The sequence below is a fragment of the Phycisphaerales bacterium genome, from assembly GCA_016716475.1.
In the GTDB taxonomy this organism is placed as follows: Bacteria; Planctomycetota; Phycisphaerae; order UBA1845; family Fen-1342; genus JADJWG01.
Window position 1 is genome coordinate 758,801 of the sequence record JADJWG010000001.1, and the last position, 18,675, is coordinate 777,475.

The 18,675-nt window shown below is 65.2% G+C and carries 11 protein-coding genes; 7 read left to right on the plus strand and 4 right to left on the minus strand.

Annotation, left to right across the window (positions count from 1 at the left end):
- Positions 1–66: 66 nt before the first annotated feature.
- Together IPM18_03190 and IPM18_03195 are read left to right on the plus strand one after the other, a co-directional pair.
- Positions 67–1,479, plus strand: a complete 1,413-nt coding sequence (locus tag IPM18_03190; GenBank protein ID MBK9118595.1) for a glucose-6-phosphate isomerase — start codon at positions 67–69, stop codon at positions 1,477–1,479.
- Between the two features lie 127 nt (positions 1,480–1,606).
- The gene (locus IPM18_03195; GenBank protein ID MBK9118596.1) at positions 1,607–2,677 is read left to right on the plus strand and encodes a mannose-1-phosphate guanylyltransferase; all 1,071 of its coding nucleotides are present in this window, start codon (positions 1,607–1,609) and stop codon (positions 2,675–2,677) included.
- A 75-nt stretch (positions 2,678–2,752) separates the two neighbouring features.
- Here IPM18_03195 and IPM18_03200 read toward each other — a convergent pair whose 3' ends face one another.
- A complete protein-coding gene (locus IPM18_03200) occupies positions 2,753–3,805 on the minus strand; it encodes an ATP-grasp domain-containing protein (GenBank protein ID MBK9118597.1) in 1,053 nt (350 codons plus the stop codon).
- A 198-nt stretch (positions 3,806–4,003) separates the two neighbouring features.
- On the opposite strand from IPM18_03200, the gene IPM18_03205 reads away from it, so the two are divergent.
- The 3 genes from IPM18_03205 to IPM18_03215 all read left to right on the plus strand — a co-directional run bounded on the left by IPM18_03205 (position 4,004) and on the right by IPM18_03215 (position 6,739).
- Complete coding sequence (locus tag IPM18_03205) at positions 4,004–5,284, plus strand: SH3 domain-containing protein (protein MBK9118598.1); 1,281 nt, start codon at positions 4,004–4,006, stop codon at positions 5,282–5,284.
- Positions 5,285–5,352: 68 nt separating this feature from the next.
- Positions 5,353–5,538 carry a hypothetical protein gene (locus IPM18_03210; protein MBK9118599.1) on the plus strand — a complete coding sequence of 62 codons (186 nt, stop codon included), beginning with the start codon at positions 5,353–5,355 and terminating at the stop codon, positions 5,536–5,538.
- A 148-nt stretch (positions 5,539–5,686) separates the two neighbouring features.
- Positions 5,687–6,739 (plus strand): hypothetical protein, encoded by a 1,053-nt coding sequence (locus IPM18_03215; GenBank protein ID MBK9118600.1) that lies wholly within the window; start codon positions 5,687–5,689, stop codon positions 6,737–6,739.
- Between the two features lie 303 nt (positions 6,740–7,042).
- Here IPM18_03215 and IPM18_03220 read toward each other — a convergent pair whose 3' ends face one another.
- From IPM18_03220 to mutL, 3 genes are all read right to left on the minus strand, one after another.
- Positions 7,043–8,077: a HEAT repeat domain-containing protein gene (locus IPM18_03220; GenBank protein ID MBK9118601.1), complete on the minus strand. Its 1,035-nt coding sequence runs from the start codon at positions 8,075–8,077 to the stop codon at positions 7,043–7,045.
- Positions 8,074–10,032, minus strand: a complete 1,959-nt coding sequence (lnt, locus tag IPM18_03225; GenBank protein MBK9118602.1) for an apolipoprotein N-acyltransferase — start codon at positions 10,030–10,032, stop codon at positions 8,074–8,076. Before lnt ends, IPM18_03220 begins: the two co-directional genes overlap by 4 nt.
- Before the next feature lie 176 nt (positions 10,033–10,208).
- Complete coding sequence (mutL, locus tag IPM18_03230) at positions 10,209–12,125, minus strand: DNA mismatch repair endonuclease MutL (GenBank protein MBK9118603.1); 1,917 nt, start codon at positions 12,123–12,125, stop codon at positions 10,209–10,211.
- Positions 12,126–12,361: 236 nt separating this feature from the next.
- Between mutL and IPM18_03235 the strand changes: the two genes are divergently transcribed.
- Both IPM18_03235 and IPM18_03240 read left to right on the plus strand, forming a co-directional pair.
- Positions 12,362–17,305 (plus strand): hypothetical protein, encoded by a 4,944-nt coding sequence (locus IPM18_03235; GenBank protein MBK9118604.1) that lies wholly within the window; start codon positions 12,362–12,364, stop codon positions 17,303–17,305.
- A 70-nt stretch (positions 17,306–17,375) separates the two neighbouring features.
- Positions 17,376–18,530, plus strand: a complete 1,155-nt coding sequence (locus IPM18_03240; protein MBK9118605.1) for a cellulase family glycosylhydrolase — start codon at positions 17,376–17,378, stop codon at positions 18,528–18,530.
- Positions 18,531–18,675 lie beyond the last annotated feature (145 nt).

Here is an 18,675-nt window from a genome sequence, read left to right on the forward strand (position 1 = left end):
TGTGCACGCTGACTGCGCACGCCCCTGACATCCGGGCAGCGCGAACCTCTTTGGAGACCCCGAAGCATGGCGAGCACGCACCTGCAACTGGATTATGGCAACGTGTTGACGGCGGCCGTCGGCGCCACCCACGGCCTCAGCGCTGCGGAAATCAAGCGGGCGGAGGGCCCGGTTCGCGATCTCGTGAAGCGTATCGAGACGGAGCGCAAGACGGGGGCACACCGCTACCGCGATCTGCCGCAGGACGCGACCATGCTCAAGGCGGTGCGGCGCGCGGTGCAGCGCTACGCCGGGCGTTTCGAGAACCTCGTGGTCCTCGGCATCGGCGGCTCCGCCTTGGGCAACATCGCGCTGCAAACCGCGCTGAATTCTCCCTATCACAACCTGTTGCCGGCCCGGCAGCGCCGCGGCCCGCGCCTCTTTGTGCTGGACAACGTGGACCCGGTGCAGATCAGCGAACTTGTCGACCTGCTCGGACCCGCGCTCCGCAAGACGCTCTTCAATGTCATCAGCAAATCCGGTGAAACCGCCGAGACCGCCGCCCAGTTCCAGATCGTGCGCGAGCTGCTGCTGCGCAAGCTGGGCCGCAAGGGTCTCGTGTCCAACACCCTGGTGACAACCGACCCGGAAGGCGGCACACTCCGCGGACTCGCCACCGAGACCGGCTTCGATACACTCGAGGTGCCGCCGGGCGTCGGCGGACGCTTCTCCGTGCTGTCGGCCGTCGGCCTGTTCTCCGCCGGCCTGTGCGGCATCCGGATCGAGCGGCTGCTGGCCGGCGCCGCGAAGATGGGCGCCCGTGTCGCCCAGCCGCAAGTGCGCAAGAACCCCGCGGCCATGCTCGCACTGCTGCTGCACGCCTACTACGTACGCGGCAAGCGGCTGCACGTGATGATGCCCTACAGCTACGCGCTCAAGGACCTCGCCGACTGGTACCGGCAACTGTGGGCCGAGAGTCTGGGCAAGCAGCAGGACCGCGACGGCCAACCGGTGGTCGTGGGCCCCACGCCCATAAAGGCCCTCGGCGCCACCGACCAACACTCGCAGGTTCAGCTCTACCGCGAAGGGCCGAATGACAAGGTCTTTATCTTCCTCGAGGTCGAGCGCTTCGCCCGCGACGTGAAGATCCCGAAGATCGCCGGCACCCCCGAGCCGCTGCTCTACCTCCAGGGCAAGACTCTCGGCCGGCTGCTGAACGCCGAGAAGGCCGCCACCGAGCACGCCCTCGTGGCCAGCGCGCGGCCGTGCCTGACGCTGCGCTTCCCGACGATCAACGAGGAGACCGTCGGGCAGTTCATCCTGCTCTGGGAGGCGGCCACGACGATCATGGGCGGACTGCTGAACATCGACCCCTATGATCAGCCCGCGGTGCAGCTCGGCAAGGACTACACCTACGCCCTGATGGGCAAGAGCGGCTACGCGCAGCAGGCCCGCGAGTTGAAGCGGGCGACACTCGGCGGGGGCAAGTTCGTGGTGTAGCGGCACGCCGCAGAGGTGTCGTCGCCCTCACGAGGCCGACGTCGAGCGCCGTAGCGGCGGGGTGGCCAGGCGCACTTGTTGCGGCGATCGCGGCTTTGTACCGCCGGATCATCGAGGAGGTCAGACCATGCGACATGCCGTCATCATGGCCGGCGGCGCCGGCACGCGACTTTGGCCGCTCAGTCGAAAACTCCGCCCGAAGCAGCTCCTGCGACTGTTCGACGGCGCGTCGCTGCTGCAACTCGCGCGGCGCCGGCTGGGCGAAATCTTCGAACCGCAGCACACCTGGGTCATCACCTCCGCCCACTACCTCGACCAGGTCGCCGAGGAGCTGCCGGACCTGCCGCGCTCGAACCTCGTCGGTGAACCGATGGGCCGCGACACGGCCAACGCGATCGGCCTGGCGGCCGAGCTGATCGCCCGTCGTGATTCCGACGCCACCATGGCCGTCTTCACCGCCGATCACCTGATCGAGCCGCAGGAGCGTTTTGCGGCCGCGATCCGCACCGGTCTCGATGCGGCGGAAACCCACAAGGAAGCGTTGGTCACGTTTGGGATCACGCCGGCGTCGCCGCACACGGGTTACGGCTACCTGCGCCGCGGTCCGGCAGTCAGCGGCGACGTGTACCGCGTGGCGGAGTTCAAGGAGAAGCCGTCGCCGGAGGTGGCCGAGCAGTACGTCGCGTCTGGTGAGTACCTGTGGAACAGCGGCATGTTCGCGTGGCGCGTCGGAGCGATTCAGGACGAGCTCCGGAAGAACCTGCCGGCGAACGCAGCAGCGCTGGCGGCGCTGGCGTCCGACTGGGAGCGGATTGTGGGCAGTCCGGACTGCGCAGAGCGCTTCGGCGCGCTGCGGAAGATCTCGATCGACTTCGGCGTGATGGAGCGGGCGGCCAAGGTGCTAACCGTCGAGATGAACTGCGACTGGCGCGACCTGGGCTCGTTCCTGGCGATGGCCGAAACACGCAAGCCGGACGCGCGCGGGAATGTGTCGCTGGCGCCACGAACACTCGACCTTGATGGTTGCGGAAACATCCTCGTGTCAGAGGATGATCACCTGCTCGTCACACTGGGCGTGGAGGACATCGTGGTCGTGCACAGTGGCGACGCGACACTGGTGTGCCACCGCGACCAGGTGGAGCGGATCAAGGAACTGGTCGCGCTGCGGACGGAGCGCTTCGCGGATGATTATGAATAGCGGTCAATCCGTTGCGACGGTGGTGTGACGCCGCCCTCCCCCGGTCCAGACCTGTTTCGGGAGCGGTGTTCGGGGTCAGGCGAAATCCGGAAACGGCCGCAGCGGTGGGGCAAGCTGAGGTTTCAGGTCGTCGTCCAAGGGGACGAAAACCGACCAATCGTACCGCAACATGCACAACCCGTGCCGGAAGCCGTCGAACGCGATCTGCGGCTTCCTGCCGAGAAACTCCTCGAGCAACCATCGCGGGATCGCCGCTCCGGCCGCGATCGCCAGTGGCACACCGCCCCCAAAGCGCGGGTTGATCTCGATGAAGCGGATACGGCGTTCAGGCGTCACGATGCATTGCAGCGTCACGAGCCCGCGCAGCGTTCGGCCGAGCGTTTCCACCACCCGCTGACCGGCCGCCATCACCTCACGGTCCTTGACCACGACCCCCTTGCTGACTTCGCCCGTACGGACTTGCCAGCGGGCCCGTGGCACCACGCAGCGTGGTTCGCCGGTCAGTCCGACGTAAACATCCAGCGTGTGCTCAACTCCGCTCACGAACTCCTGGATGATCGGGTCGCAGATATGGGCGAGGCGATACGCCAATTCAGCTTCGTTCTCGATCTTGTGCACGCGCTGACTCGCGCTGCCACTGCGTGGCTTGATGAAAAGCGGATAGCGCCGCAGCGCCTCGGCCGGCAGCGTAGCGGGCGTAAACGTCTCGGGCGTGTCAATCTGGTTAGCACGCAGATGCTCGAACGTCTGCAGCTTGTCGCGGCACGTGCGGATCACATCGACTTCGGCAATCAACGCCTGCGTGCCCGCCGCCTCGAATTCGGACCGTTGCTCCGCCAGGATGAGCAAGTCGGTATCCGTGGTCGGAATCAACAGACCGGCCCCATGCTGCCGCGCCGCTGCGAGCACCGCCGGCAGGTAACCGGCCTCGCTCGCTCGCGGCACGAGCACGGGAACATCGACACACGACAGCGCCGGCGCCGTCGGGTCGCTGTCCAAACCGACCAGTCGGACCACCTGCCCCAAATCACGAGCAGCGGCTCGGAATGCTTGCAGAAGTTCGACACGCCGCCCGACGCAGGTGAACAGGATCGTTATCGGACTGGCTTTACGCTTACCTTGCACCATCGACACAATGTCCCGTCCGAAGCCACGGGCGCCAAGTACACCTCATACTTATCGGCAGTGTAGCAGCGCGGCCGGTGTCCCCGTGACCCTCAACCGGCTTCATCTGTGATTTCCCGGCCGGTTTGACAGTATCCCCCCATGGCAGCTAGAACGCTCGCCGAGCCCGGTCTTCCATTGCGGTTTGCGCAGGAGGCAGCCATGACCCGCGTAGGAGTGCGGCTTATCCCCACCACCGGCCTCATTCTCGGCCTGTTCGCGGGGCCGTACGGTACTTGGGCGCAGCTTTCTCCCACCGCAACCCAACCCACCACGCCCCCCCAAACGCAGCCCGCCACCCCCACGGACGCGCTCTGGCTCCGCGTAACTGCCAGTGAACTCAACATCCGTGTGCTGCCCGATCCGGACAGTTTGGTCGTTGCTCGTGTGCCCTTCGGCACCCTGCTCCGGGCGATCGACGTTGACACGCACGGCTGGTACCGCGTTCTGCCACCAACGGAACTCTTCGGCTACGTGGCTCGGGAGTACATCCAGCCGGACGTCGATAGCACCGGCCTGGTCAGCATACAGACGGGTACGCTGCGGGTCCGGGCGGGGAGTCTCGTCCAGCGGGGTGACCCCGTGACGCTGGACGTGGTGGCCCGACTGGAACGCGGCGAGCGCGTGCGTATCCTCGCCGAAGATGGCGACTGGTTCCGAATCACACTCCCTGACGTGGTGCGCTACTACGTAGCTGGGACGCATATCACCGTCATCGATGCCGATGAAGCCCAGCGTCTGCTGTCGCAGGGGGCAGCCGTGACGGCCGCGCCAGAGTCCGACGACCTGCCCACACCCCCACCCGCCACCGCACCGACTCCAACCGGACCCGACTTGGGCGGCGCTTGGGGGCAGCGGCTCGTTCCCATCGAGAAAGCTGTCACGACGGAGGCCAACAAGCCCTTCGCGGAACAGCAGTGGGACGAGCTCATCGTCCGTCTGCGCCCCATCGCCGCACAACGGGAGGAACCGCTGGTCGCCGCCCTGGCGGCGGGATGGCTGGAACAACTGGAGCGGCGCGTACAACAGCAGGAAACGGCGCGCCGGGCAGAGGAGATTCTGCGACGGTCCGACCGCGACCAGGCACGACATGAGCGCGAAATGGCCCGCTTGCGCGCCGTCCGCGCGGCCGCTACACGCCCGGCCTACACCGCCAGCGGCCTGTTGATGCGGAGTCTGGTGGCCGGCACGGGTGGTGGGGCCGATACCGTCGCCTTTAAACTGCACGACCCGCTGACCCGCCGGCTCGAGGCCTACCTGGAACTGAATCCCACCGACCGTGCCCTGGCCACCCAGTGGGTTGGCCGGTACGTGGCGGTGTCGGGCGAACGGCGGACCGATGCGACGCTGGGCACCGCCGTGGTGCGGGTCACGGCCCTGGTGGATTTGTCGGACACCGCGGTGCCGGTGACCCAGCCGGCGCCCACTCGCCAAGGCCGATAGAATACTCTACACTCCGCCCCCAAAGTCCGGGCGGCAGAACCAAGACGTGACGAGAGGACGATGTGGGTATGAAGACACGGACACTTCTGATCAAACTGTATGCCTTGACGGCAGCCGGCAGTACCCTTTTCGCCTTCCGTGGCTGTGGTCTCAGCGACCAGCAGTGGGCCACCGTGTGGCAAGCGGTCATTACTTCCGGCCTGTCGACGGTCGTGAACACAACGCTTTCCGGCCTGGCGGGCGCCGGGGCCTAGGCGACCGTCGCGTACAGCGGAGCCACGGTATTCCCGCAGGGTTGGACTGTGCGCCTCGGCCCTGCGGGTTGCGTGCGCCTGCAGCGCTCCCATGAAGCATGCTATGCAAACCATCCCCTGGCCTCGGGTTTCTGACGGAGATCGGCACGTGAGAAATGTATCCACGGCGGTGGGCCTCATCGCGACCTTGGTTTTGAGTGGACTGCTGAGCGGGTGTGGCGGTGGCGGCTCACGCCGTGAGGCCGTCATCACGGTCTACCCGCAGTGGGAGTTCGAGGGGTATGAGCGGATCGCCGTGATGCCGGGGCGGGCCGTGGTCCCGGCCGCGGTGCGCGACGCGGGTCTGCTGGCAGACCGGCTGACCACCTTGCTGCAAGGGAGCCGGAAGTTCGAGGTGTTGAGCCGTACTGAACTGGATCAGGTGTTTGAGGAGCAGGACCTGGCCAAGATCGCCGACGCGATCGACGAGGGCACCGCGCTGCCCACCGGACGCATCCGCAATGCCCAGGCGATCGTCTCGACGACCCTGACCGACTACGTGCTCATCGCGGACTCTGAGGTGCGCCGAGAACCACGATTCGCGCTGGACGCCCGCAACCGCCCCTACATCGCCGGTTACGATGAGGTACTGGTTTTCCGGCACGGGGCCCAGGTCGAAGGCACCGTGCGCGTCGTTGACGCCGCCACGGGGCGGATTCTCCTGAGCCATACGGCCCGCGTGGCCCCCCGTCCGAAGACCGCCCGCGGCGCTCCCCCGCGCGAGACTCCGCAACAGATCGCGGCCGAGGCCGCCCGCGAGTTGTCCGTGGAGTTCTTCAAGCGCATCGCGCCGATCACGATTGAGGTCAAGCTCGATCGCGACATGCTTTTCGTCGCTACCGATTACTTCGACGGGCGCTATCGCGAGTCACGGCGTCTGCCGCTCGACATCGACGATTTCTATCTGGTGATCCGTGACCTGCCGGAAGAGTGCCAGCGCAACGACTTCCGCGTGGCGATCTCCGAGTTGGAGGGGCGCACCAACCTTTTCGAGGCGGAGTTCATGTGGGTGGGCGGGCTCGGACCCGAAGGGCAGTCCTATCGCATTCCACTCCAGACCCTGACGGCCACTGGCGGGGAGCAGTTCGTCGCCAAACTCTATGCGGGGCGCGACCCGCGGCCGATTCTGACCAGCGAGTTTCGGCTGGAAGTACCGAAGTAAAAGCTCACCCCACCCCCCTTTCCTGTTTGGGGAGAGGGCGAAGTTCAGCGAACTCACGATCCTCGCGCCACCCTTCCCTGCCAGGGGAGGGTGTTTTTTGATCAAGCTATTCTGAAACCCGTCTCGGCGAGAGCCAGAGAATCGAGAACGGCATTCTTGCAAAGGAATCCGACCCTCCCCCAACGCCTCCCTGGAAGGGAGGGGCGTGTGGGGAAAGCCCCTGGAGAGTTGCTTGTCCAGCCCCCCCCGGGATCGGACGAAACCTTACAACCGCCGCACTCACGACAATCACGCTTGGATGGTTCACGGCCCCGTGATGCGGAGGATCGCGTAGGCCGCCGCGACCTGCAACCTTATATCTGTTTCCGTTTCGGCCACGCGCTGTAGTGCTGCGAGGGCCCGTTCATCGCGGATCTCCGCCAGCGCATGGACGGCTAGCGACCGCACCACAAACGTCTCATGCTCCGGACTGACGCGACCGTCGCGCGACCGCGAGCGGTACGTCAGATGCCGCAGGGCGAGATCGAAGCCGATCTTGTCGCCGAGTCGACCCAGGCCACGGGCCGCCAGCAGCCGATCCTCGATGCGATTCTCGCGGCGCGGCGCCACACGCACGCGCAGCGCGTCACGGGCCGCGTTCGGTCCGATCTCGGCCAACAGCAGCATGGCGTCCGTACGTGTCGCCGGTTCACCCTGTGAATGCCGCACCAGGTCGTGAATCGCCTGGCCCTCTCCCAGCCGTGCCAGCGCGCCGCGAATCGCCACTGTCACCCGGGCCGAGTTGGCGTTCGCCGGCTGATCGCGGGCCGCTTCGAGCCAGGTCACCGCGCGGCGGTTGTCCAAACGTCCCAGCAGCGCGGCCGCATCAGCGCGCACGGCATCGTTCGCATCCGTGTTGAGCGCTCGCATGAGGATGCGCACATACCCTTCGCGGCCGCAACGCACCAGCGCAAACGCGGCCGCGAGGCGCACGTTGGGGTGAGGATCCTGAGTTCCCGCGACGAGTTGGGGCAGCGGCTCGCATAGACCGGTTTCGCCGAGCGCCAAGTACCCCGCATACCGCACCATCGGCGATTCGGAGCGCAGGGCGCGGCGGTAGGCCGGAGCACCTTCGCGCGGTGCGACCCGCACCAGGGCCTCGATGGCATTGGCCGAGGCGTCCGCGAGGTCACTTTCGGCCGCGGTAATCAGCAGGGTCAGCGCCCGGTTGCTGAGCGTCAGCCGCTCCGCCGGAGATAGGATGGGGGTCGGCGTCGCGCAACCCAACCCGACCCCAGCCAGCAGCAATCCCAACACCCATCCGGCCACGCATCTGCCGGGCCGCGCACCACGTCTCATGGCTTCCTCCCGCCGGCGGGGGAACGCCGGCGCAGCAGCGCCTGCAGCCGATGCTGCAAAGCCAGCACCCACCGCTCGAAGATTCCACTGAGCCACAGGATGGCCGCCGCCAGCAAGCACAAGTGTGCAAACCAATCGCCGAAGCGTCCGTAAATCGTGGCACGCTGGTCCAGATAGACCGGCTGCGTTGCCACCCCGATGATGCCGCCGCGGCCCAAACGCAGACTGCGCCCCTCGGCATCGGTCACCCGGGCATAGATCCGGCCGTTGGGATCCACGAACCCGCTGATGCCGGTATTGACCGCGCGGGCAATACCGATGCGATTCTCGATGGCGCGGAACACATAGGCAGCCAGGTGCTGCGGCAGCTCGACACTATGCTGGAACCAGCCGTCGTTGCTCATGTTCACAAGGAAATCGACGCGCCGACGCGGGCCATCCCACACGAAGCGTCGGATGACATACGGGGTCACACCCTCGTAGCAGATCGGCGTACCAAAGCGAAAGGTCCCACGCTCCGTGGTGAGCTCGAACGCCGTGTACACCGTGCCGTGGGTGAGCGAGTACTCCTTCGTGCCGCCGAAGCTGAAGGGACTGAGACTGTTGAGCCAGCGGTAGAGCCAGTGCAGATCGAGGCCGAAAAGATGCGCCTGCCGAAACGGTACAAACTCACCGAAAGGGACGAGGTGCGTCTTGTCGTACCGCTCGCGGCGCTGCTGGCCGTCGGCATCGTACACCAGCGCCGAATTGTAAGTCCGCATCTTCGGATAGGTCGCCTCCGGATACTGCTCGAGCGACACCGAACCGACGAGGGTGGTCACGCCACGGCCCAGCTCGGGCAGCCGTGGCAGCGGTGCGGGCGGAGATAATGCCGCGGTGGGATCGCGCTGCAACCGGCGGGTGAACTGCTGCTGCTGCATCGCCTCGAGTTCGGCAATGACGGCGTTCACGGCCGCATAGTCGCCGCGCGCGAAGGCGGATACCGCCGCATGGCAACGAACACTCCAGTCCCACATGCCCGGAGTCACCTCGGAGACCCGCTCGCGCTGCTCGATGAAAGCGATGTTCTGGTACCCTGCCCAGGTCGTTTCCGGAAACGCGACCAGGTCGGGATCCGCGGCAAGCGCCTGCGCCGCCAAGGCCAGGTAGGAAGCCAGCACCTCCTGCGACGGGGCGCCATAGGGCGGTGTCGACGTGAGTGGGAAGTCGTGCTGCACCACTGCGATCCGCGGCCCCAGGGCCTGCGGGTCGTTCGCGAAATCGACTTCCGCCAACCGGTAGTAGCCGTACGCGATGGTCAGCCCGAGCAACACCACCGCGGCGCTGGTGCCGATACGCACCTGTCGCCACAAGGGTCGCACCTCACCCGAGCGTTGCAGGTGCAGCCACCACTCCGCGAGCACACCGCTGAAGAAAGTCGCCACGAACGTCACGCCGTAGGCCCCGGCGATGTCGCTGATCTGGATGAGCGGCAACTGCTCGTAGAAAGCGTGCGACACGAACAGCCAGGGGAATCCGCTCATCACCGTCGCACGCAGGTATTCACACGCAACCCACACCATGGGCAACGTCCATACAACCGCCACACCATGACGCCGGCCCGTTCGCAACGCCCACCCCGCCAATGTCCAATAAATACCGAGATAGAACGCCAATGCGACGAATCCCAACCCTGTTACCGGCATCAACCAACGCAGGCAGACGAGGAAAAACACCCACCCCACACCGAATCCAAGCCAGTGGACGAGCCACCCGCGGCGGGTGCGACACACCGCCATCGCCCATGGCGCCAGTGCGACGAATCCCAGTGGCCAGATCCCGTAAGGCGGAAAGATCCACGCCAGCGCGACCGCGGTGACAGCGAACCAGAGCAGGCATTGACCCGCCTCGGTCCACGCCCCCGGTGCGGCTGGGTGGGTCTGCCAGCCAGCGGTGTTCGCCGGCGCCGTGGACACGCTGGGTGTCGCCGGAACGCTTTTTGGGGGCGACGGGCTGTTCTTCATTCGCGCTCGAGGGTTTCGTGGCTTTCGGCCGTCAGCGGGCCGCCCGAAGATCAGGGAGGATTCTCCGGCCAGCCGGGCGCAGCGTCAACCGGAGCGGGGCGTGCCCCGTCAGCCAGCCGCCGGGATCGTCAACGCCGGTGAAATTGTCGTTCGAGGTCACGCAACGAAAGCTTGAGCGTTGTCGGCCGGCCATGCGGGCAGTGGCTGCTGCGCTCAGCAGTATCGCGCCGCTGGAGCAGCACATTGATCTCATCGGCCGTGAGCGGGTCGCCGGCCTTCACGGCCGCTTTGCAGGCCATCATGTCGAGGATGCTGTGGATGACATGCTCAACGTTCGGTCGATTGCCCTGCTCCGCCAGCAGGTCCAGCAGGTCGCGCACAAAGCGCTCGTGGTCGACGCGCTCGAGCAGCAGGGTAGGGAAAGACTGCAACGCGACACTGGCAGGCCCGGCCGGCGTAAGTTCCAACCCGAGCTGGATCAGGGTGGCGGCATGGGCGTCGAGCACTTCCAGACGATCCGCCGGAACGCGCACGACAGGCGGCAACAACAGACGCTGGGCCTCGAGCTTGTGCTCAGTCATACGCCGGCGCAACTCCTCATACAGGATGCGCTCATGCAGGGCGTGCTGGTCCACGATCATGACGCCCTCATCCGTTTCGACCACGAGGTAGCTGTTGTGGACCTGCAACGCACGCGGCAGGGGCGGTTCGACCGCAATCGGAACCCAAGCATCATGTTCACCGGCTTCCCCCGACGCCGCAGTAGCGCCGGTGACCGCAACTTCCTCATCTGCTGAGGCCGGTGGAATGGGCGGCATGGGTGCTGGCACGGACGGTTGCCGCGGCGGCGCCTCGGCACGGTTCGCCGTCATCTCGACGGCGTCGGATGTACCGACGCCGGCACCCGCTGCAACGCCCGTTGTGGTTCCAACCGCGCCGCGCGGGGGAGCGCCGCCCCCGCTCGGCCGCACACGCGTGAAGAACTCCACCATCGCGCCGCGTACGCGCTCGCGGTATGGATCCTGTGCCTTCGGTGGCTGTAGCGTGTGGTCGAGGCGACTGGTTAGAAAGCGATCTCTCAGCGCTGCGAGGACCTGGCCGTGAATATAGGTCGAATCCTGCCAGCGCACCTCGCTCTTCGTCGGGTGGACGTTCACATCGACCCGTGCCGGATCGATCGTGATGAACAGGAAGACAACCGGGTAGCGGTGGGGATCGATCAGACTTCGATAGCCCTCTTTGACGGCATGCGAGACAAAACGATCGCGGACGAAGCGCCCGTTCACAAAGACATATTCCCACTTGCCCGAACCGCGACTCTCGGCCGGGGGAGCGACCAGGCCTTCCACGAGGACGCTCGATCCCTCCGATCGAATGGGCATCAGCACATCCGCCAACTCGGGGCCGTAGAAGTCGCGTATGCGCTGCCGGTAGTCCCCCGTCGCCGCAAGGCGGTGGGTCATCCGGTCCTGGTGCCGCAGCGAAAAGGCAACACCGGGCTGCGGCAGTGCGATCCGCGCGAGCTGTTCCGTGATGTGACCGACTTCCGTCTGGTTGGTGCGGAGAAATTTCCTGCGGGCCGGCACCGCGTAGAATAGATCACGTACCTCGACCGTGGTTCCCGGGGGAGCATTGCAAGGCCGCGGCGGACTCACCTGCCCACCGACCACTGTCAACTCGTGCGCTACCTCGGTTTCCCGTAAGCGTGAAACGAGCCGCAGACGAGCAACAGAGCCAATACTCGCAAGTGCTTCACCCCTGAAACCCATCGTGTGGATATTGAACAGATCGTCGTCTGTCGCAATTTTACTCGTCGCATGTTGCTGCACGGCGAGAACAAGATCTTCCGGACCCATCCCACTGCCGTCATCAGCCACCTGGATCAACTGCCGCCCCCCGTCTTGCAACGTGATGTCAACCCGTCCGGCGCCGGCATCGAGCGCATTTTCGACGAGTTCCTTCACGACACTCGCCGGGCGCTCGATGCATTCACCGGCGGCAATGCGGCTTATCAGGGTTGGCGACAGGACACGAATACGGTTCATGCGGCTTATCATGCCCGGATTGACGAGCAACGCAACCAACGGCCAGTCCGGCCCGACTGCGACAAGCCCACCCACTGCGCCTTGGCAGCGATTTCACCCCCCAACTTTCGGTTTCAGCAGAGTGCCCAAAGTGTTACGATGAAGGGATCAGCGGTCAACATGCTGCTCGTTTGCGGAAATCAGTCCTGCTGTGTGTGTCCATGGCCGCTTGTTGCACCACAGCGGAGGAATCGGGAATGACTTCTGTGCGCCCGTCCCGCCTTGCCTTTTTTTTCCTGCTCCCCATCACAATCTTCCAGCTACCCGCAGTTCATGCCGCCGGTACGTGGATCGACGCCGCGACGGGTGGAGCCGACCCCGGTGAGCGGGCTGGTCGGGCACCCGCCACCTTCGTGCGGCAGATCGACGACTCCGGGCTGTCGGTGGCCGTGCATTGCTTCGGTTTTGAGCTGGCTGCGATCGGCACCCCGGCGGGCCCCTTTACGCAGATTCAAATTCCTGAGGCGACTGATTCCGGGGCTCCGGGCGAACCGGCCCTGCCGGTCATCCGAAAGCTCTTTGGAGTGCGACCTGGTGCGCGGGTGACGGTGGCAGCCGCGGAAAGCGGGACGCACTGGATGCGGCTCGCAGACCTGGGGCACGCCAGTCTGGTCGTCCCCGTGCAGCCGCTCGTCGAGGAGACGGACGCGGAAGAATTCACCCTGGCACTGGAAGCGTACCGGCGCGACACGTATGCACCGTCCCCCGTGGTAAGCGTGCGCGCACTGGGGATCTCACGCGGGGTAGAACTGTACATGCTGGAAGTGCACCCGGTGACCTACAACCCGGTGCAAGGTGCCCTGCGCATCGTGCCGCACTTTGAAATTCAGCTAACCTTTGCAGGCGGCGATGCCGCGCGGACAGATCTGCGTCCGGTACCCGGCCTGCACCGCACCCTGCTGAATTCGCCCGTGGAACCGGCGGAACGCACGGCCGGAAATTACCTCATCATCACCGCACCGGCTTTCCACAACAGCGCACCGCTGAATCAGTTCATTGCGGCGAAGGAAGCACGCGGCTTTGATGTCATGGTCTATGCGCCACCCCTCGGCACGACGCGGCCCACGATCAAAGCGTACATCGAGGGTCTGTGGAATACACCGGATGCTCCCGATTTCGTCCTGATCGTCGGTGACGCCATCCGCAATGCGACCTCGGTGGCCGCCGAGTTCATCCCGATCTACGCCGGCGACGGCACGAAACGCGCCCGCACGGACAATCCCTATGTGTGCATGGACGGGCCCGGCGACTGGTTGCCCGACATTCCATACGGGCGCTTCCCCGCGCGCACCGTGGCCGAGTTGCAGGTGATGATCGGCAAGACACTGGTCGTTGAAGCCGGCGATTATGACCCGGCCTATGCGCGACGCGCACTGTTCATGGGAGGCAGCGACATCTGGACAGCGGGCGAAGCGCTCAACGCCCAGATCATCAGCACATTTCTGCAGCCGGCCGGGATCGCCGTTGACCAGATCTACGAGTCTACCGGAGCCACCGCGACCGACATCAACAACGCCATCAACCGCGGGTATTTTCTGGTGAGTTACTACGGTCATGCCGCGGGGTTTCAGGCCTGGGCGACGCCGCTGTATCGCTTTGGGGACATCGAGGCACTGCAGAACGAGAACCTCTATCCGTTCATAGCCAGCTTCGCCTGCAGCACGATCAACGTCGACTACACCGATCCGACGCAGTCGCCGGGCTTCATTGAGAAGTTGATGCTCGAACCCGGCAAGGGAGCGGCCGCCGGATACGGCTGTGCCACGAATCAAACGCCCTATACCTGGTCGCAATGGGCGAACCTGTATCGCTTCTTCTACACGTCGTTCTACGCCGACGGCATTCGTGAGCTGGGGGTGGGTTCCATTGCCGCCGGTACCAAGTTCGCCGGCCATTACGGACCGGACAACCCGGCGTCGCAGGACTTCGTCGAGAGCTGGTACATGCTCGGTGATCCGAGTCTGCGCCTGCCCGAACCCCCGGCGTCGAACTACCTGATGCTCGTGCCGGAGGCCTGGTCCAACAGCGCCCCGGTGCTCCAGTTGCAGGCCGCCCGCGCCGCGCGCGGCCTGAATGTGGTGAAGCAGGTCGTGCCGGCCGGTACCACGCGCGCCGCGATCAAGGAGATGGTGAAAGCCCGCTGGGGAACCAGCACGGCGCCCGATTACCTGCTGATCATCGGTGACACGGCCGGCCAGGTGTCGGCCACGGCCACCACGATTCCCCATTGGAAAGGCGTCGGCAGCAAGCAGGCCACGACGGATCTGCCGTATGCCTGCATGGATGACGGCGATGACTGGTACCCGGAATTCCCGGTCGGACGGTTTCCGGCCGCCACGTTATCACAACTCGAGGCGATGGTCGAAAAGACGCTGAAGCTCGAATCCGGCGATTACCCCGATCCGGACTACCTGCGCCGGGTTACGTTCCTCGCGAACCCCGACACCAACGGAACGGCGGAGCCCACGGCGGAGTGGATCATCACGAATTACCTCGAACCCAACGACTACGCGCCAACCCGCATTTACGCCGCGCAGGGCGGTACGACTGCGCAGGTGGCCGCCGCACTGAACAGCGGCAGTCTGCTGACAACGTACATGGGACACAGCGGTTCCTCCGGCTGGTGGGACCCGTCGTTCGGGCAGAACGATGTGCGCAACCTCCAGAACACCGGGCTGTACGGCGTGGTTCTGGGGTGGTCGTGCAACACGAGCCACTTTGACTACGACGAGTGCTTTGGCGAAACCTGGCTGCGCGTCGCCGACAAGGGCGCCGCGGCCTACATCTCCGCTTCGGATTACATCTACTGGGGCAGTCCGGCCGCCTGGCTGCCGTCCGCCGTCCTGGAGAAGGCCTTCTTCCGGGCGTTGTTCGAAGAGGGAATCTGGGAACTCGGACCCGCCTGGAACAGCGCGCTCTACCACTTCCTCGAGGTCTATGGTGAGCCGGCCACCCCGGGCGGTCTGCCGACGCAGAATGCCGACATCGTACGCAACTTTTTCGAGGAGTTTGTTCTGCTGGGAGATCCGGCGCTGTACTTGCCGCCGGACAGCAGCTTCCGCCTGACTGCAGCACCCGCATCACAGACCGTCTGCACGACACAAGGCGGCACGGCGTTTTACACGCTCCACGTCGATCGATTCGGCAGCTTTGAAGAGATCGTCAGTCTCTCGCTCGATGGACTGCCAGCCGGCGCCGCGGCTGAGATCAGCGTGAATGACCTGCCGGCACCCTACACTTCCGTCCTCACCTTGACGGGGCTCGCGGCCGTCGCGCCGGGTTCCTATACATTGACGATTACGGCCGAGGCCGACCTGCTCGTGCGCTCGCAACTCCTCACGCTGCACGTGGCGAGCGCGGTACCCGGCGTGCCGGTGCCACAGAGTCCGGCACCGCAGGCCACGAACGTGGGGCGGCAGCCGACGCTGGCGTGGATCGCCAGCAGCCAGGCCGTCACGTATGACGTGGTGGTGTCGCGCACGGCCACTTTCTCACAACCGGTCTTCAACGCCACGACCAGCGAAACCAGCGCCTTCGTCACCACCATGCTCGACCCCGCCACGACGTATTACTGGCGCGTGCGCGCGACGAACGGGTGCAGCAGCAGTGCCTACTCCGCTACCCACAGCTTTACGACGCTTTCGCAGGCCGACTACTTCACGCAGCAGTTCACCGGCAATGGAAACGACTTCAACCTTGCTAACCGTACCCTGCGGTTCACGCCCGATGGCGGCGCAAACTTCTACGCGGCCTGCCTCGTCACGGCGTCCACGCTGCCGACCGACCCCGCGGGCGGCACCGCCCTGGTGCTGAGCGACGACGGCTCGCGCCAGATCCAATTCACCCCTGCCGTGTGGCTCTATGGCGTGCCCTACACCAGTCTATTCGTCAACGCGAACGGCCACCTGACCTTCGGGCAGGCCGACGGCACCTGGCAGGAGACGCTCGCGGTGCATTTCTCCCTGCCACGGATCGCCCCGCTGTTCGACGATCTGAACCCCGCCTCCGGCGGCACGATCAGTTGGAAGCAGACCGCGGATCGGATCGCCGTCACCTGGCAGAACGTACCGGAATTCTCCAGCAGCGCGCCGAACACGTTCCAGGTCGAACTGTTCCACCACGGCGCCATTCACCTGACATGGACCGGCATCGCCTGTCGCGACGCCATCGTCGGGCTGTCGGCAGGCACGGGCATACCGACGGATTTCGTGCCTTCGCAGCATGCGAACAGCAGTGCCTGCCCACCCCCGGGGGCCTGCTGCCAGGGCAGTTTCTGCACGCTGCTCGATGAATCCGTCTGTGCCGCCCAGGGCGGAACGTATCTCGGCGCTGCCGTGGACTGCGCACCCAATCCCTGCATCTCCTACGATGCCTCGTGCCTGATCATCAGCGAGGTCGTGCAGGGTGCCGAAAGCGGAGACTGTCCGCGCTGGCTCGAAATCACCAACACGGGAACGACGGATTTCGCCTTCATTCAGGGCGGAATCATCGTGCAAACCGGTCTGAGCACACACACCGAGGTCAACGTCCCGCTGGGTGGCCTGCTGATCCCGGCCGGGCAAGCCGTGGTCATCAACTCGACCTTCGACGGCGCTTGCAGCGGTGCGTTCCAGGGCATCTACGGCTCTGTTCCCGATGTCCAGACCCCGGCCCAGTTCGGCCATGGGCACGAGCGCCTCCTGCTTACCGATCGCGCCGACGGCGGCCGGATCATCGACATGTTCGGTCTGCCGGGTGTCGACAACCTCGGACAGCCGACGGAATTCACCCGCGGCTACGTCACACGGCGCCCCGCGTGGAACTCGGGAGCCGGCGGCGATTTCTACCTGAATGAGTGGGAACTCGGTGGCGTGGACAGTCTGGTGGGGGAGAATCCCACCGCGCTGCTGCTGACGCTGACAACGCCTGGCACACACAACGTCGATCAGGTTTGTACACCACACCGGCCCGGCGATCTGAATTGCGACGGTGCGGTGAACTTCTCCGACATCAGCCCCTTCATCCTCGCGCTGAAGGACACGGCTGCGTATGAGGCCGCTTATCCGAACTGTCCGTTCGCCAACCGCGACCTCAACCGCGATGGCGTGGTGAACTTCGCTGACATCAGCCCGTTCATCGCGCAGCTCAAGCGCGGTGGGTAGGAGACACCGGCGAACAACTCGGGCGTCCTGCTGCGAGTGCACGACCTCGCAGCAGGACGGCTGGTTTGACATGCCAACCCGCATTGTCACCTTGTGGCCAGAATTGCAGCGCACCACGCTGCTGTTCTGCATCCTGGCCCTGCTACCTTGGGCGGGCTGTGCCACGAGCACGCCCCGGCCCGCTGTCGCGCTCGAACGTATCGTGGTTGCGGCCGACGGCCGTGGCTTCGTCGGCCGACCTTCCGGTACCCCTTTCGTCCCGTGGGGTTTCAACTACGACCATGATGAACCCGACCATCGTCTCATCGAGGCCTACTGGCACGATGAATGGGACAAGGTAGTCACCGACTTCCGCGCCATGCGGGACCTCGGCGCCACCGTCATCCGTATTCACCTCCAGTTCGGCCGGTTCATGCCCACCCCCAGCGCGCCGGACGCGCGCGAACTGGCGCGACTGTCACAGCTTGTCTCCCTCGCCGAGGAACTTGGCCTGCGCCTCAACCTGACCGGGCTCGGCTGCTACCTCAAGGACGAAGTACCGGCGTGGTACGACACCCTTAATGAAGAAGAGCGTTGGGCCGCTCAAGCCGCCTTCTGGGCGGCGATCGCGGCGCGCTGCACCGGTCGCCCGGGGGTGTTCTGCTACAACCTGATGAACGAACCCGTCGTACCCGGAGGAAAGCGCGCGGACGGTGATTGGCTGGGGCCACCCTTCGCGGAACGCTTCCACTTCGTGCAGTTCATCACCCTTGATCGGGCGGGCCGGCCGCGGCCACAGGTCGCAGCGGACTGGATTCGCACGCTCACCACGGCGATCCGGCAGCACGATCCGGACACTTTGATCACGGTGGGTTTGGTGGATTGGAGTCTCGACCGGCCCGGACTGACTTCTGGATTCGTCCCACAGGTGATCGGGCCTGAACTCGACTTCCTGAGCGTACACCTGTACCCACGTTCCGGCCAGCTTGAAGCGGCCCTGGATACGTTGTCCGGCTTTCATGTTGGTAAGCCGGTGGTGCTTGAGGAGACCTTCCCACTGCACTGCAACTTCCAGGAGATGCTCGCATTCCTCGCTGCGTCGCGGCATGACGTAGCGGGCTGGGTGTCGTTCTATTGGGGGCAAACACCCGCAGAGGCGCGCCGCAACGGTTCACTCCGTGGAGCCATCGTGGCAGAATGGATCGAGTTATTCAGTGCGGCCATGGCCACCTGGGCGGTGCCGTAGTGCGTGAATCCGGAGTTCGTTATAGGCCCTTGTGGGCTGTAACCTGCTTCCAAGCCGGACAATTCGGCGAATTGCGCTTGGGAGCCGCTCAGCGGAGCGTTAGAATCAGGGTGTCAGATCCTGCAACCGTGCGCTGCACGGTGCG

Coding starts and splice junctions, on each gene's coding strand:
- IPM18_03190 (MBK9118595.1), top strand. CDS start 67: ATGGCGAGCACGCACCTGCAACTGGATTATGGCAACGTGTTGACGGCG.
- IPM18_03195 (MBK9118596.1), top strand. CDS start 1,607: ATGCGACATGCCGTCATCATGGCCGGCGGCGCCGGCACGCGACTTTGG.
- IPM18_03200 (MBK9118597.1), bottom strand. CDS start 3,805: ATGGTGCAAGGTAAGCGTAAAGCCAGTCCGATAACGATCCTGTTCACC.
- IPM18_03205 (MBK9118598.1), top strand. CDS start 4,004: ATGACCCGCGTAGGAGTGCGGCTTATCCCCACCACCGGCCTCATTCTC.
- IPM18_03210 (MBK9118599.1), top strand. CDS start 5,353: ATGAAGACACGGACACTTCTGATCAAACTGTATGCCTTGACGGCAGCC.
- IPM18_03220 (MBK9118601.1), bottom strand. CDS start 8,077: ATGAGACGTGGTGCGCGGCCCGGCAGATGCGTGGCCGGATGGGTGTTG.
- mutL (MBK9118603.1), bottom strand. CDS start 12,125: ATGAACCGTATTCGTGTCCTGTCGCCAACCCTGATAAGCCGCATTGCC.
- IPM18_03235 (MBK9118604.1), top strand. CDS start 12,362: ATGACTTCTGTGCGCCCGTCCCGCCTTGCCTTTTTTTTCCTGCTCCCC.
- IPM18_03240 (MBK9118605.1), top strand. CDS start 17,376: ATGCCAACCCGCATTGTCACCTTGTGGCCAGAATTGCAGCGCACCACG.